15 protein-coding genes and 1 pseudogene are annotated in these 14,362 nt (G+C 68.8%); 2 read left to right on the top strand and 14 right to left on the bottom strand.

The window, feature by feature from the left end; all coding sequences use genetic code 11:
* Positions 1–433: pseudogene (locus GM672_RS19130) on the bottom strand (hypothetical protein); the annotation flags it as partial.
* A 400-nt stretch (positions 434–833) separates the two neighbouring features.
* On the bottom strand, positions 834–2,180 hold the full coding sequence (locus tag GM672_RS19135) for a sigma-54 dependent transcriptional regulator (protein ID WP_155472134.1): 1,347 nt from the start codon (positions 2,178–2,180) through the stop codon (positions 834–836).
* A gap of 204 nt (positions 2,181–2,384) precedes the next feature.
* On the opposite strand from GM672_RS19135, the gene GM672_RS19140 reads away from it, so the two are divergent.
* On the top strand, positions 2,385–3,005 hold the full coding sequence (locus tag GM672_RS19140) for a 1-acyl-sn-glycerol-3-phosphate acyltransferase (RefSeq protein WP_155472135.1): 621 nt from the start codon (positions 2,385–2,387) through the stop codon (positions 3,003–3,005).
* Positions 3,006–3,058: 53 nt separating this feature from the next.
* Here GM672_RS19140 and GM672_RS19145 read toward each other — a convergent pair whose 3' ends face one another.
* The 10 genes from GM672_RS19145 to GM672_RS19190 all read right to left on the bottom strand — a co-directional run bounded on the left by GM672_RS19145 (position 3,059) and on the right by GM672_RS19190 (position 9,492).
* On the bottom strand, positions 3,059–3,655 hold the full coding sequence (locus GM672_RS19145) for a HupE/UreJ family protein (protein WP_155472136.1): 597 nt from the start codon (positions 3,653–3,655) through the stop codon (positions 3,059–3,061).
* Positions 3,652–4,278 (bottom strand): urease accessory protein UreG, encoded by a 627-nt coding sequence (gene ureG / locus GM672_RS19150; protein ID WP_155472137.1) that lies wholly within the window; start codon positions 4,276–4,278, stop codon positions 3,652–3,654. Before ureG ends, GM672_RS19145 begins: the two co-directional genes overlap by 4 nt.
* A gap of 9 nt (positions 4,279–4,287) precedes the next feature.
* Complete coding sequence (locus GM672_RS19155) at positions 4,288–4,968, bottom strand: urease accessory protein UreF (protein ID WP_170300146.1); 681 nt, start codon at positions 4,966–4,968, stop codon at positions 4,288–4,290.
* Positions 4,968–5,495, bottom strand: coding sequence for an urease accessory protein UreE (gene ureE, locus GM672_RS19160; protein WP_155472138.1), 528 nt, complete (start codon positions 5,493–5,495; stop codon positions 4,968–4,970). The genes GM672_RS19155 and ureE overlap by 1 nt, the downstream gene beginning before the upstream one ends.
* Positions 5,496–5,505: 10 nt before the next feature.
* Positions 5,506–7,206, bottom strand: a complete 1,701-nt coding sequence (ureC, locus tag GM672_RS19165) for an urease subunit alpha (protein WP_155472139.1) — start codon at positions 7,204–7,206, stop codon at positions 5,506–5,508.
* The gene (locus GM672_RS19170; RefSeq protein ID WP_155472140.1) at positions 7,206–7,553 is read right to left on the bottom strand and encodes an urease subunit beta; all 348 of its coding nucleotides are present in this window, start codon (positions 7,551–7,553) and stop codon (positions 7,206–7,208) included. Before GM672_RS19170 ends, ureC begins: the two co-directional genes overlap by 1 nt.
* Before the next feature lie 9 nt (positions 7,554–7,562).
* On the bottom strand, positions 7,563–7,865 hold the full coding sequence (locus tag GM672_RS19175; protein WP_155472141.1) for an urease subunit gamma: 303 nt from the start codon (positions 7,863–7,865) through the stop codon (positions 7,563–7,565).
* A 19-nt stretch (positions 7,866–7,884) separates the two neighbouring features.
* Positions 7,885–8,730 carry an urease accessory protein UreD gene (locus GM672_RS19180; RefSeq protein ID WP_155472142.1) on the bottom strand — a complete coding sequence of 282 codons (846 nt, stop codon included), beginning with the start codon at positions 8,728–8,730 and terminating at the stop codon, positions 7,885–7,887.
* Between the two features lie 169 nt (positions 8,731–8,899).
* A complete protein-coding gene (locus tag GM672_RS19185; RefSeq protein WP_155472143.1) occupies positions 8,900–9,136 on the bottom strand; it encodes a hypothetical protein in 237 nt (78 codons plus the stop codon).
* Between the two features lie 83 nt (positions 9,137–9,219).
* Positions 9,220–9,492, bottom strand: a complete 273-nt coding sequence (locus tag GM672_RS19190; protein WP_155472144.1) for a hypothetical protein — start codon at positions 9,490–9,492, stop codon at positions 9,220–9,222.
* 79 nt (positions 9,493–9,571) lie between these two features.
* On the opposite strand from GM672_RS19190, the gene GM672_RS19195 reads away from it, so the two are divergent.
* The gene (locus GM672_RS19195; RefSeq protein ID WP_229417818.1) at positions 9,572–10,882 is read left to right on the top strand and encodes an amidohydrolase; all 1,311 of its coding nucleotides are present in this window, start codon (positions 9,572–9,574) and stop codon (positions 10,880–10,882) included.
* 12 nt (positions 10,883–10,894) lie between these two features.
* On the opposite strand, the gene GM672_RS19200 is transcribed toward GM672_RS19195, so the two are convergent.
* Both GM672_RS19200 and GM672_RS19205 read right to left on the bottom strand, forming a co-directional pair.
* Positions 10,895–12,646 carry a DUF885 domain-containing protein gene (locus GM672_RS19200; protein WP_155472146.1) on the bottom strand — a complete coding sequence of 584 codons (1,752 nt, stop codon included), beginning with the start codon at positions 12,644–12,646 and terminating at the stop codon, positions 10,895–10,897.
* Positions 12,647–14,296, bottom strand: a complete 1,650-nt coding sequence (locus GM672_RS19205) for a SulP family inorganic anion transporter (RefSeq protein WP_155472147.1) — start codon at positions 14,294–14,296, stop codon at positions 12,647–12,649.
* Positions 14,297–14,362: the final 66 nt, after the last annotated feature.

The raw sequence follows: 14,362 nt of genomic DNA on the forward strand, positions 1-14,362 counted from the left end.
TGCCGGTGGCGGCGCCGCCGGTGGCCGCGCCGCCCAAGCCGCCCGCGGCCTGGCCGCCGTTGGCGCCTCCGGAGTTGCTGGCGACGTTGCCGATATGGTTCACGGTATTGCCCGACACGGTGCCCGTCAGCGAACTGGAGGCCGTGGCGGTCGAGGTATTGAAGGAGTTGGCGAGGCTGGACGTTGCGGTCGCGCCGTTATTGGCCGCGGCAGCGCCGGCCGCCGTTGCATGGGCGTGGCCCAGGCTGTTGTTGTTGTCGTTGGCCTGGCGGTTATCGCGATTCGAGCTGCTGTCCTGGGTTGCAGTGGAATTGTCGTTGGCATGGGCGCCTCTGCCGGACTGCGTCACGGCCGACGTCGGGTCAGTCGTCTGTGCCGAGGCGCTGACGGTAAAGGCAAGGGCGATAGCCGTGGCAAGCAGGGATTTCTTCATGTGGTCCTCGCTGAAATGGTGGGGTTTGCGATGCGTGAATTTCCGTGGTTGGAGTCCAGGGATCATGTGCCGCCATGCGCGCGCGCTGCGCGGCTGCCGGTCTGCTCCTTATCGCAAGCTTGGTGCCATCAGTCCACCGCCACGCCAAGCCCTTGATATTGCTGGCATCGCTGGTCCGGGAGGCGGCGACGACAACCGCCGCGCGGCCGGCGCTGTCACGCCCGCGAGACAGGCAAGCGCGGCAGTGTCATCGGCAAACCCGGCGCGCGGACGGGAACACGGTACCAAGCCTCGGGGAACAGACGGCCAGGCGCCGGACAGAACGGGTGGCGAGGGCCAATGTCACGGCTTTGTGACTCAGCCTTGGGCAGGACGGGGCCCGTGCGGCGGTTCCGGCCCGTCAGGGCGTGCGGCGCCGGGCCGGCGTGACGATGCTGTGCTTGGCCATCAGCCGGTACAAGGTCATGCGCGAAACGCCGAGCTCGCGTGCCACACGTGTGACACTTTTGCCCGCGTGCAGTCCCGCTTCGATGGCGTGGCGCTCGGCCTGCACGCGAGCGCCGTGCAGGGCCAGCGGCGGCTCGCCGTCGGCTTTCCCCGCCAGGTCGAGGTCGGCCGGGCCGATCAGCCTGTGTTCGGCCATCACGGCCGCGCGCCGTACCCGGTTCAGCAGTTCGCGCACGTTGCCGGGCCAGTCGTGCGCGCGCAGCGCCGCCAGCGCCCGGCTGGAAAAGCCCCGCACATGGGGTGCCCGCTCGGCGGCATATTCGCGGAAGAACAGCTGGGCCAGCGCGACGACATCGTCGCGCCGTTCGCGCAGGGGCGGCACTTCCAGCGCCAGCACGTTGAGCCGGTAGAACAGGTCTTCGCGAAAACTGCCCCGCGCCACGGCCTGTTGCAGGTTCACGTGCGAGGCCGCCACCACGCGCACGTCGACCGGCACGGCGCGCGTGCCGCCCAGCCGGTGGATCGTCTTTTCCTGCAGGAAGCGCAGCAGGTTGGCCTGCATTTCCAGCGGCAGGTCGCCGATCTCGTCGAGCAGCACGGTGCCCCCGGCGGCCGACTCGATCAAGCCGGGCCGGGCCCGCGCCGCCCCCGTGAAGGCGCCCTTCTCGTGGCCGAACAGTTCGGACTGCACCAGGCTGGCGGGAATGGCGCCGCAGTTGATCGGCACGAAGGGCCCGCGGGCGCGTGCCGAACAATCGTGCACGGCGCGCGCCACCAGCTCCTTGCCGGTGCCGCTCTCGCCCCAGATCAGCACAGGCGCATCGGCGGCGGCCACCTTGGCAATGCGCTGGCGCAGCCCCACGATCGGGGCGCTGTCGCCGGTCAGGCGCATCGCGTGGCTGCCGTGAGGCACGGCCTGCCCTTCGCCCAGCGCGGCCAGGCCCAGCGCATGCCCCAAGGTGTGGCGCAGGCGCTGGCGATCGAGCGGCAAGGTGTGATAGTCGATGCAATGGTCGTGCACCAGCTGGCGGCATGGGCCGTGCTGCAACGCCTCGGGCGCGCAGACGGCAACCCACCGGATCGTCGCGTGCTCGCTCAGGAAACGCTCCAGCGCGGCCGTTCCCGTGCCTGGCCCGGGCAACACCACGACGCCGACGGCGGGCGGCCGCACGTGCGCCAGTTGGCCGGCGTGTTCGATGCTGACGGCCACGCGCAGGGCAAAACCTTCCGCCGCCGCCGCGATGTCGGCACCGATGCCCCGGCCCTCCGTGTCGATACAGAGCAATTGCCTGATTGTCATGATCAAAAGGCACGGCGCCACCCGTCGGCGCGGGCCGCAGCCTGCCGTAAAAGGGACGCAACGATGCAACGGCGCGGGCTTCCGGGCAGCAACAGGTCTTGCCGCGCCTGTCCAGCCCGGATAGAATTTCGACCGCGGTTTTCACAAGGTGAAACAAAGGCGCGGCATATCGACCGGCATCCGCATCACCAACAGGGAAGATGTATGACCAACTATAGGCTAGCGCCCGCCGATCTGCCAACCTTAAAACAGCGCCTGGCCTTGCGCATCCTCCACCTGTTTGGCTGGAAAATGCTGTACCGCGACCTGCCGGGACCGCGCGGCATTCTCGTCACCTACCCGCACACGTCGAACTGGGATTTCATGCTCGGCCTGGCGGCCAAGTTCACCACCGACCTGCCGTTCCGCTGGCTGGCGAAGGAGTCGCTGTTCCGCATTCCCGTGCTGGGCAAATGGTTCCACGCGATCGGCGGCCAGCCGGTCGACCGGGGCGCCGCGACCGGCATGATCAGCGCCCAGGCGCGGCGCATGAACGACGCCCCCTGGTACTGGCTGTGCATCACGCCGGAAGGGACGCGCGGCTACCGGCCGTACTGGAAGAGCGGCTTCTACCACCTGGCGCTGGAGGCCAAGGTGCCGCTGTGCCTCGTCTACCTGGATTATCCGAACCGCACGCTGGGCATGGCCGACCACCTGTGGCTGACGGGCGACCAGGAAAAGGACATGGCGGCGATTCGTGCCGTCTACGCCGGTCACCTGGGCAAGCATCCTGAGAATGCAGCGCCGATCGAGCTTTCCGAACGGCGCGAGCACCCGCGCGCATAGTCCCGACTCAAGGCCGGGCAAGCTTGCCTGAAAACAGGGGACTGTCCCCGGTTTCAGAAGGCCAGCAGCGCGACGCCGGCGGCGGCAATGGCGCCGCCCAGCGGGCGGGCCAGCGGCAACCGGGCCAGGGCGCGGCCGGACAGCAGCAGCGCCGCGCTGGCGAGGAGAAAGCCAAGCGCGCTGGCCGCCTGCGGCAGCTCCAGGCCGTGGGCATTGCCGTGCCACAGGGCGAAGCCGCCCATCACGAGGCCCGCGCCCCATGCCGGCAGGCGCACGCTGGCCGCCACCAGCACCCCCGTCAACGCCACCGTCAGGGCGATGCCTCCTTCGAGCAGCGGCAGGCGCAGGCCGGCCATGCCGCCAGCGGCGCCGAGCCCCATCATGACGAGGAATACGACCGGCAGCAGCAGGTCGCCGGGCCGCGAGCGGTGCGGCACGCCGACATAGGCGCGCTGCCGTGCCCGCGCACTCCAGATGCCGGCGGCCAGCATCGCCAGCAGGTGATCGATCCCCGTCAGCGGGTGCCGCAGGCCGGCGCCGAAGGCCGCGCCAATGCCGTCGGCCAGTGCGGCGTGGCCGGGATGGGCCAACGCGGGCAGGCTGGCCAGCGCCAGCAGCAGTGCCGGGGTGTACTTCACTGCGCGCTTCATTTGCCCCCCTGGCCCAGCAGGCCCTGTTCGGAGATGAAGCTGATTACCTGCGCCACGCCGTCGCCGCTGCGCAGGTTGGTGAACACGAACGGCCGCTCGCCGCGCATGCGTTTGGCGTCGCGTGCCATCACGTCCAGGTCCGCGCCCACGTGCGGCGCCAGGTCCGTCTTGTTGATAATCAGGAGGTCCGAGCGCGTGATGCCGGGGCCGCCCTTGCGGGGAATCTTCTCGCCGCCGGCCACGTCGATGACGTAGATGGTCAGGTCCGACAACTCCGGGCTGAAGGTGGCGGCCAGGTTGTCGCCGCCCGATTCGACGAGGATCAGGTCCAGGTTGGGGAAATCGGCCTGCATGCGGGCGATCGCCTCCAGGTTGATTGACGCGTCCTCGCGAATCGCCGTGTGCGGGCAGCCGCCCGTTTCCACGCCCATCAGCCGCTCGGCCGGCAGCGCTTCGGCGCGCAGCAGGATTTCCATGTCCTCGCGGGTGTAGATGTCGTTGGTGATGACGGCCATGTCGTAGCGCTCGCGCATGCCCTTGCACAGCATTTCGCACAGGGCCGTCTTGCCGGAGCCGACCGGCCCGCCGATGCCGACCCGCAGCGGGTTGGAAGTTGTCTGCATAGTGATTCCTTATGAACGATAAAGTCGGCTGTACTGGACTTCGTGGCGCATCGACAGCAGCGACAGCGCCGGCGACCAGTTCGACAGCTCGTGTTCGGCCAGCGACTGCGCGCACAGCGCGGCCGCCTCGATGTCCGGGCGCAGCGACAGCAGCAGCTTCTGCCCCGCCACCTGCCCCAGCGGCACGGACTTGACGCACACCAGCACCTGGTTTTCCACCCACGTGAAAAGCCACGCCAGCAGCGCCTCCTGGTGCGGAATGCCCAGCGCGGCGACGGCGCAGGCATAGGCCGCCGGCAGCGGTACGTCGGCATCGTGCCGCAGCATGGCCAGCGCGCCCTCGTCGGCGATGCCCAGCTCGCCGATCAACCGTGCCAGCGAAAAGCCCATCTGCACGGTTTCGGCGCGCAGTTCGGCCGTGTCGCGCGAGGCAAGGAACTTCTCGGACAGCTCGGCTGCCAGCTGCGCGTCACGCGCCGTGAAGGCCGCCATCAGCCGCCAGCACAGGGGCGCCTCCCACGGCGCGACGACGTCATGCAGCTGGCGCACGATCCACCGCTGCGCGCTGGCCGCATCGTGCACCAGGCCCTGCTCCAGCGCCGCTTCCAGGCCCTGCGAGTAGCTGTAGGCGCCGATCGGCAGCGACGGGCTGGCCAGCTGCAGCAGGTGCAGCAGCTGGGCGGCGGCAATCACGGCGCGTCCCCGGCCGGCGGGTCGCCGGGCCGGTGGATGCGCTGGCGCAGCGGTACCGGTGCCAGCAGGGTGTCGTGGTGGTGGTGGCCGCCGCCGTAGGCACCGGATTCCGGCTCGAACGGCGCCAGCTGCTCGACGACGGTGGCGCCCAGGCCGGCCAGCATGTCGCGCAGCACGGCATCGGCGCGGATGCGCAGGAAGCCGTCGCCTACCTGGGCCTGCGTGTGGCGGTTCCCCAGGTGGAAGGCACAGCGCAGCAGCGCGAGCGGGTCGGTGCAGGTGACCTTGTAGGTGGATTCGAACGCCGCTTCCACCCGCACCACCCTGCCGTCGTCGCCCTTCAACAGGTCGCCGCCGCGCAGCACGGTGCCGCGCACGGTGAACAGGGCCACTTCCTCGCCCGTGTCCAGTTTCGCGCGCAGCCGGCATTTTTCGCGCAGCTCGTAGGGCAGCACCAGGCGCCCGTCCACCGGCGCGCCCCTGGCGACTGCCGGATCGGTGATTTTCGTATGCAGTGTCAGCATGTCGGGTCCTTCAGAACAAAAAATAACGCTGCGCCATCGGCAGCACGGTGGCCGGTTCGCACGTGAGCAGGCGCCCGTCCGCGCGCACCTCGTAGGTTTCCGGGTCGACCTGCATGACGGGCGTGGCGCCGTTGTGGATCATGTGGTGCTTGCGCAGGTGGCGCATGCCGCGCACGGGGATCAGGGTCTTGGACAGCTGCAGGGCCTCGCCGATGCCGGCGTCGAAGGCGGTCTGCGACACGAAGGTGAAGGACTTTTTCAGGCCGCCGCCGAAGGCGCCGAACATGGGCCGGTAGTGCACCGGCTGGGGCGTGGGGATCGACGCGTTCGGGTCGCCCATCTGGGCCGCAGCGATCATGCCGCCTTTCAGGATCATCGACGGCTTGACGCCGAAGAAGGCCGGTTTCCACAGCACGATATCGGCGATCTTGCCCACTTCCAGCGAGCCCACCACGTGCGACACGCCATGCGTGATGGCCGGGTTGATGGTGTACTTGGCAATAAAGCGCTTGACGCGGAAGTTGTCGTGGCGGTCCGTATCCTCAGGCAGCGCGCCCCGCTGCACCTTCATCTTGTGCGCCGTCTGCCACGTGCGCAGGATCACTTCGCCCACGCGGCCCATGGCCTGGGAGTCCGACGACATCATCGAGATGGCGCCGATGTCGTGCAGGATGTCCTCGGCGGCGATGGTCTCGCGGCGGATGCGCGATTCCGCGAAGGCCACGTCCTCGGCGATCGCCGGGTCGAGGTGGTGGCACACCATCAGCATGTCCAGGTGCTCGTCCAGGGTGTTCACCGTGAACGGGCGCGTGGGATTGGTCGACGACGGCAGCACGTTGGACTGGCCGACGGCGGCGATGATGTCCGGTGCGTGGCCACCGCCCGCCCCTTCCGTGTGGAAGGTGTGGATGGTGCGGTCCTTGAAGGCGGCCAGCGTCTCTTCGAGAAAACCTCCTTCGTTCAGGGTGTCGCTGTGCAGGGCCACCTGGATGTCGAAGCGGTCCGCCACGGACAGGCAGTTGTCGATGGCGGCCGGCGTGCTGCCCCAGTCCTCGTGCAGCTTCAGGCCGATGGCGCCGGCGCGGATCTGCTCTTCCAGCGGCAGCGGCAGGCTGACATTGCCCTTGCCGAGAAAACCCAGGTTCATCGGGAAGGCGTCGGCCGCCTGCAGCATGGCATGCAGGTGCCACGGGCCCGGCGTGCAGGTGGTGGCGGCCGTGCCGACGGCCGGCCCCGTGCCGCCGCCGATCATCGTCGTCACGCCGCTCATCAGGGCTTCCTCGATCTGCTGCGGGCAGATGAAGTGGATGTGGCTGTCGACGCCGCCGGCCGTGACGATCGACCCTTCGCCGGCGATGATCTCGGTGGCGCCGCCGATGGCCATCGTCACGTTGGGCTGGATGTCCGGGTTGCCGGCCTTGCCGATGGCGGCGATGCGGCCGTTCTTCAGGCCGATGTCGGCCTTGACGATGCCCCAGTGGTCGACGATGACGGCGTTCGTGATGACCGTATCCATCACGTCGGCGTGGGCACGCTGCGACTGGCCCATGCCGTCGCGGATCACCTTGCCGCCGCCGAACTTCACTTCCTCGCCGTAGGTGGCGTAGTCCTTTTCGATCTCGATGAACAGTTCGGTGTCGGCCAGGCGGATGCGGTCGCCCGTGGTGGGGCCGTACATCTCGGCATAGGCGCGGCGGGAGATCGTCGCCATCAGTTGCCGTCCTCGCCGTCGGCCGGGCCCGTCGGCGCGTCCTGCAGCTTGCCCATCACCTTGCCCGCAAAGCCGTACACTTCGCGGTCCCCTTCCAGCGCCACCAGCTCCACGGTGCGCTGCTGGCCCGGCTCGAAGCGCACGGCCGTGCCGGCGGCGATGTTCAGGCGCCGGCCGTAGGCCTTCCACCGCTCGAAGGACAGCGCGTTGTTCACTTCGAAGAAGTGGAAGTGCGAGCCCACCTGGATCGGGCGGTCGCCCCGGTTCGCCACCACGACGGTGACGGCGGCGCGGTCCGCGTTCAGGGCGATGTCGCCCCCTTCAAGTTTGTATTCGCCGGGGATCATGGCTGCCTCTTACGGAATCGGATGGTGGACGGTAACGAGCTTGCTGCCGTCCGGGAAAGTGGCTTCAACCTGGATGTCCGGGATCAATTCCGGCACGCCTTCCATGACCTGGTCGCGGCGCAGGATCCGGGTGCCTTCGGACATCAGCTGCGCCACCGTCTTGCCGTCGCGCGCGCCTTCGAGCAGCGCCGCGCTGATCAGCGCCACGCTTTCCGGATGGTTCAGCTTCAGGCCGCGCGCCAGGCGGCGTTCGGCCAGCAGGCCGGCGGTGAAGATCAGGAGCTTGTCTTTTTCACGGGGAGTCAGGTCCATGGGTATCCTCGGATGCTTGTCAGGTGCGCCAACTGCGCGGATCGAAGGGAGCGCGCGCCAGCAAGGCGGGGCGCAGCAGGCGCCATGCGGCCAGCATGATCTCGCGCGCCACTTCACTGTCGTCGCCCAGCCAGCGCACGGCCAGCACGTGTTTCAGTTGGGTGGCGCCGAAGCCGGGGTGGTCGGCCAGCGCGCGCACGGCGTGCAGCACGTCCACCGGCAGTGGCGCGCCGCAGGCGATCAGGGTGGCGCAGACAGTGTGGCCGGCCAAGCCGACGGGGCTCGCCAGAAGGGCCGGGGTCAGGATGCCCTGCTCCCACCACAGCAGGCGCCCGCCGCGCCGGATCGACGTGTGCTGGCCGATGCGCCCGCGCGTGAAGCTTTCGCCGGAGGCGCGCCGGCCCAGGCACAGGATTTCGCAGCCCAGGTACGCGGCGTCCTGGGCCAGGTCGACATGGTGGCTCAGTTCGACGTGGGCGTCGTCATAGAAGATGGTTTCCTGCGGCAGCCATTCGAGCGAGGCGCCGGCGCCGGCCCGCAGCGCCACGGCCTGGCGCGACGTGCGGCCGTTGGCGCGGTACCACTTGGCCGCGCCCGGGCTGGTGAGGAAGGCGTGGGCGCCGTCGTCGGCGTGCACGGCGATATCGAGCACGTCCCCCCCGACGACGCCGCCGGGCGGGTGGACCACGATGGCATGGCAGATGGCCGGGTCTTCCGGATACAGGGCCTTCTGCACGCGCAGCGGGCCGCTGTGCTCGCGCCGGGTCAGGCGGGTGACGTCGCCGTCGCGCGTGAAGCCCAGGCGCAAGCGGGCCTGCCAGGCAGGGGCGGCCGTGGATGCTTGGATGGCATGGCAATCGGGCATGACGACGGTTTATTCAACGATAACCCTGTCGTTACAGCAAGTTGCGTGCCAGCATCTGTCAGCACCGGCGGGAGCCGGCGCGGTGTCAAAGGGCCTGCGGCACCATGTCATGCACCAGGGTGGTGCGACGTACCGGGAAGCGTGCCCCGTTGGTGCCTATGCTGGTGCGTCAGTGTCCGGCCAGGCGAACCGGTTCGCTTTCGTCCATCGTGTAGCGCACATCGCGCAGGCCGTTCACGCGCATCAGCTCGCGCACCGTCAGGCCGCTGGGGTCGGCGCTCTGGCGGTTGGCGCGCTGTTCGTGGCGCAGCACCTCGCCGACGATCTCGATATCGCGCAGGCGGTAAGGCGGGTTGACGACGAGCGGCTGGTCATTGTCGTTGTACCAGATCTGGTAGAGAGGCATCGTTGGCTCCGGGTTGTCAGGCCAATATCATAACCCGGAGCGCGAGTTGACGTGATACGGTGCCCGACCTGGTGCGCGGCGCCTCACTCGTCCGTCAGGGTCGCCAGCAGCAGGTAGTCCTGCCCGCAGGGCTGGCCCTTGCACAGGGCCGGCTTGTAGCGCGCCATCATCAGGAGCTTGGCGATAAAGCCGGTCAGGCAGGCAGCGGCGACGTGGCGACATTGCGCGGCAGGTGGCTGCCCGTGCGCGGCAGGTCGCGGAATTTGTAGACGGGTGGCTGGTCGGCCAGGGCGGCGGTGCCGCAGGATGGTCGGTCGATGCTGGCAGATATTGCAGATAAGAATCTTGCCAATCATCAAGCATCCCGGCGGACGCGCCCCTGTGATAGCCTTGATGTACAACAAACCGTACGACAAAACCATCGGGAGCCCCGCCTTGAAACCATCGCTTGTCCGCCTTGCCCTTGTTGCCGCACTGTCCGTGGCCGCCACCGCGCAGGCCCAGCAACCCCTGAAGACCCAGGTCGCCGGCCGCGTCGACGGCATGTATCCGTGGCTCGACACGATCTACAAGGACCTGCACGCCCACCCCGAGATCGCCTTCCAGGAAGTGCGCACTGCGGGCAAGCTGGCGGCGGAAATGAAGAAGCTGGGCTTTACCGTGACGGAGAAGGTTGGCAAGACCGGTGTCGTGGCCGTGCTGCGCAACGGCACCGGCCCGACGGTGCTGGTGCGCACGGAACTCGACGGCCTGCCGATGGAAGAAAAGACGGGCCTGCCCTACGCCAGCCGCGCCAAGGCCCAGAGCGATGGACGCGAGAGCTTCGTCACGCACAGCTGCGGTCACGACATCCACATGGCCGGCTGGCTGGGCACGGCCCGCACGCTGGTGGAACTCAAGTCGCAGTGGCAGGGCACCCTGGTCTTCGTCGCCCAGCCGGCCGAGGAAACCGTGTCCGGCGCCAAGGCCATGCTGGACGACGGCCTGCTCAAGCGCTTCCCCCGGCCCGACTACGCATTCGCCCTGCACTCCTGGCCCCTGGCGCACGGCACCGTGGGCTTCAACGACGGCCCCGTGTCGTCCAATTCGGACGCCATCGAGATCGTCTTCAAGGGCCGTGGCGGGCACGGTTCGGCGCCGGACAAGGCGCTCGACCCCATCGCCATCGCGGCCCGCTTCGTCGTCGACGTGCAGACGGTGGTCAGCCGCGAGAAGGACCCGAAGGAATTCGGCGTCGTGACGATCGGCGCCATCCAGGGCGGCACGGTGGGCAATATCATTCCCGACAGCGTGCAGGTGCGCGGCACGATCCGCTCCTACAGCCCGGAAGTCCGGGCGAAACTGCTGGACGGCGTGCGCCGCGTGGCCAATGGGGCGGCGGCCATGGCGGGTGCGCCGGCGCCGGACGTGCAGCTCACGTCCGGCGGCGCGGCCATCGTCAACGACGTGGCGCTGGTGGAGAAGACCGAGGCCGTATTCCGGGATGCCTTCGGCGCCGCCAACGCCGTGCGCGTGCCGGCCATGACGGCCAGCGAGGACTTCTCGGCCTTCGCCAACGAAGGCATCCCGTCGATGTTCTTCTTCACGGGCGTCTACGATCCGAAGGTGGTGGCCGAGGCCCAGCGCCCGGGCGGCAAGCCGGTCGCCTTCAACCACTCGCCGTTCTACGCACCCGTGCCGGAACCGTCGATCAAGACGGCAGCCCAGGCCATGAGCCTGGCCGTGCTGAATGTGCTGAAGCGCTGACCCGGCACCGGATCATGGGGCCGGGTATGGCCCCTTGCCGCCGTCGGCGATGAAGCGGTCGATCCGGCTCTTCAGCACCGGCAGCGGCACCGAGCCCAGTTCCAGCACGGTGTCGTGGAAGGCGCGGATGTCGAACTTCCCGCCCAGCGCCTGCTCCGCCCTGGCACGCGCCTCGACAATGGCCATCTCGCCCAGGTAGTAGGACAGCGCCTGGCCCGGCCAGGAGATGTAGCGGTCCACTTCCGTCTCCACCTCGTGGCTGGACAGGGCCGTGTTCTCCATCAGGTACTTCTGCGCCTGCTCGCGCGTCCAGCCCTTCGCGTGAACGCCCGTGTCGACCACCAGGCGCGACGCGCGCCAGGCCTGGTAGCTCAGCATGCCGAACACTTCATACGGCGTCTCGTAGATGCCCATCTCCGTGCCCAGGCGCTCCGAGTACAGGGCCCAGCCTTCGCCATACGCTGAAATATAGGCGTTGCGGAAGGCGGGCCGGCCCTGCTGCTCCAGCGCCAGCGGCATCTGGAAGGCGTGGCCCGGCGCCGATTCGTGCAGGGTCAAGGCGGGCAGGCTGTAGAGCGCACGGGCCGGCAGGTTGTAGGTATTGACCAGGTACACGCCCGGGCCGCCCCGGCCCGACGTGTAGTACGGCGCCTGCTCGGGCGGCACGGGAATGACGGCGAAGCGGCTGCGCGGCAGGCGGCCGAAGTACTGCTCGGCCTTCGCGTCGAACTTCTTGGCGATCCAGGCCGCCCGCATCAAGAGCTCTTCCGGCGTCTTGGCGTAGAAGCGCGGGTCGGTGCGCAGGAAGTGCAAGAAGGCCGGCAGGTCGCCGTCGAACTTCACGTCCCGCATCACCTGGGCCATCTCGGCGCGGATCTTGGCCATCTCGGCCAGGCCGATCTGGTGGATCTGGTCGGCCGTCAGGTCGGTCGTCGTGTACTCGACGATCTTCGACTGGTAGTAGGCACGCCCGTCCGGGAGGCGCTCGGCCGCCAGATGCTCGGTGGCGTTGGGCACGTACTCCTCGCGCATGAACTTGAGCAGCTGCGCGTGGGCGGGAATGACGTGGTCACGAATGGCGGCCAGCGCGGCGGCGCGCAGGCTGGCCTGTTCGGCGACGGGAATCGTGGCCGGCATGGTGGCGAAGGGCTTGTAGAAGGCCGTCGCTTCCGGCTTGGCCTCGGCCACGGCCACGAGCGACTGATCCCTGCCCTGCAAGGTCACGCGCGGCGGCGTGAAGCCGCGCGCCAGGCCGGCGCGCATGTTCGCCACCTGGTCGCGGAAGTACCGGGGCACGTCGTTCAGCTGGGCCACATAGGCGCGGTACTCCGCTGGCGTGCGGAAGGTCTTGCGCGCTTCATACGTCAGGTTCGACCAGAACGCGGAATCGGCATTCAGGGGTTTTTCGTACTCGCGGAAGCGCTGGTTTTCCAGCAGGGCCGCGACCTGGGCCCGGTAGACGGCGAAGTCGATGCGCTGGGGCGCCGACAGCTTGCCCGTAGCGACGGCGTCGAGCTTGCGCAGGGTGGCTTCCCAATAGCGCTGGCGGGCCTGCTGCGTGGCCGGATCGATCTTGGGCAAGGTGGCGCGAATGCCGCTGGTGTCGTCCTCCGCATCCTCCAGCCGCTCGCCCTGGCGCCAGCGCCATTCCTGGGTGTAGACGGCACGGAACTGGGCGTCGGCCGCCGTGGGCCTGGGCGCCGCTGGGGCCTGCGTGGCGCACAACAGGCAGGCGGCCAACACGGCCGCGCGGTACTGGTTCATTCAATCGTCCTTCTCGGGAGGGTGGTTGAGGAAATCGCTGGCGATGGCCGTGCTGAGGAAGATGCGGCCACTGAGCTGGTCCAGCAGATTGCTGGCGCGCAGGCGGTCCATCACGGGGCCCTTCACTTCAGCGAAGTGCAGCTTGACGGCGCGCGTGCGCAGGCTGGCGTTCAGTTCGGACAGCGCGAACAGGGCCGTCGTGTCGATCGAGCTGACGGCCGACATCACCAGCACCAGGTGGCGCGTGGACGGGTGGGCCCGCAGCTCGTCCTCGATGCGCTCGTTGACGGCATCGACGTTACCGAAGAACAGGTTGGCGTCGATGCGCAGGAACAGCACCGTAGCGCAGGTGGTGGCGGCGTAGCGCTCGACATTCCTGAAATGCTCGGTGCCGGGAATACGGCCCAGCACGGCGATATGGGGCCGGCTGGCGCGCCAGATCAGGGTACCCATCGACAGCACGACGCCGACGATGACGCCGGCCTCCACGCCCAGTGCCAGCACGCCCACGCAGGTGACGAGCCAGGCCAGCGCGTCGCCCCGGTCGTAATCCCAGGCCGTGCGCAGGGTGGCCAGTTCCAGCATGCCCAGCACGGCCACGATGATCGTCGCGGCCAGGGTCGGCAGCGGCAGCAGCGCCAGCCAGCCGGTCGGCAGCACCAGTGCCAGCGCCAGCAGCACGGCCGAGATGACGCTGGCCAGCGGCGTGTTGGCGCCGGCGGCGAAATTGACGGCCGAGCGGGACAGGCTGCCCGTGACGGGGAAGCCGCCCGACACCATGCTGGCCACGTTGGCCGCGCCCAGCCCCACCAGCTCGCGGTTGCTGACCAGCTTCTCGCCCCGCTTCTGTGCCAGCGACTGGGCCGCCGACATGCTGATCAGGAAGACGACGAAGCCGATCAACAGGCCCGGCTGCACCAGCGCGTTCCAGTGCGCCGGCGACGTCGCCAGGTTCAGTTGCGGCAGGCCGGTGGGTACCGGTCCCGTGACGGCCACGCCCAGCGCCGGCAGGTCGAGTTGCGCGACCAGCACGATCGACAGCAGCACCACCATCATCGGCGCCAGCTTGGCCACGACGTCGGCGGCGCCTTTCTTCAGCCCGAGGCGCTGCAGCAGCGGTGCCAGGCCAAAGCGCGCCAAGACTAGCAAGAGCAGGGAACCGAGTCCCAGCAGCGCGCTGGGGACGTGGGGATGGGCGGGCGTGCCGCCCAGCAGGGGCTTGAGCTGGCCCCAGGCGATGACGAACGAGGAGCCGACGGTAAAGCCGCTCATGACGGGGCGGGAAAAGAAGCTGGCCAAAAAACCCAGCCGCAGCAGCCCGCACAGCAGCAGCACGCCGCCGGCAACCAGCGCCAATTGGGCCGCCAGCACGCCGGCCAGCGCGGAACCCGGCGCCGCCAGCGGCGCGATGGCGGCAGCCGTCATCAGGGACACGATGGCCATCGGCCCGACCGACTGCGTCATGCTGCTGCCGAACAGCGCATACACGAGTGGCGGCAGGATGCTGGCATACAGCCCCGCCACGGGCGGCAAGCCAGCCACCAGCGCATACGCCATCCCCTGCGGGATCATCATCATCGCCACCACCACGCCGGCGCCGATATCCCCCGGCAGCGCAGCCCGGCGATAGCCCCGGAGCCAATGCAGCATTACAAATCCAGTGTGCAAAGACCGAAGCCTACCACGGCCGAGCACGCGTCAACATCGGGGTCAGGC

This window comes from Pseudoduganella buxea (assembly GCF_009720835.1).
In the GTDB taxonomy this organism is placed as follows: Bacteria; Pseudomonadota; Gammaproteobacteria; order Burkholderiales; family Burkholderiaceae_D; genus Rugamonas; species Rugamonas buxea.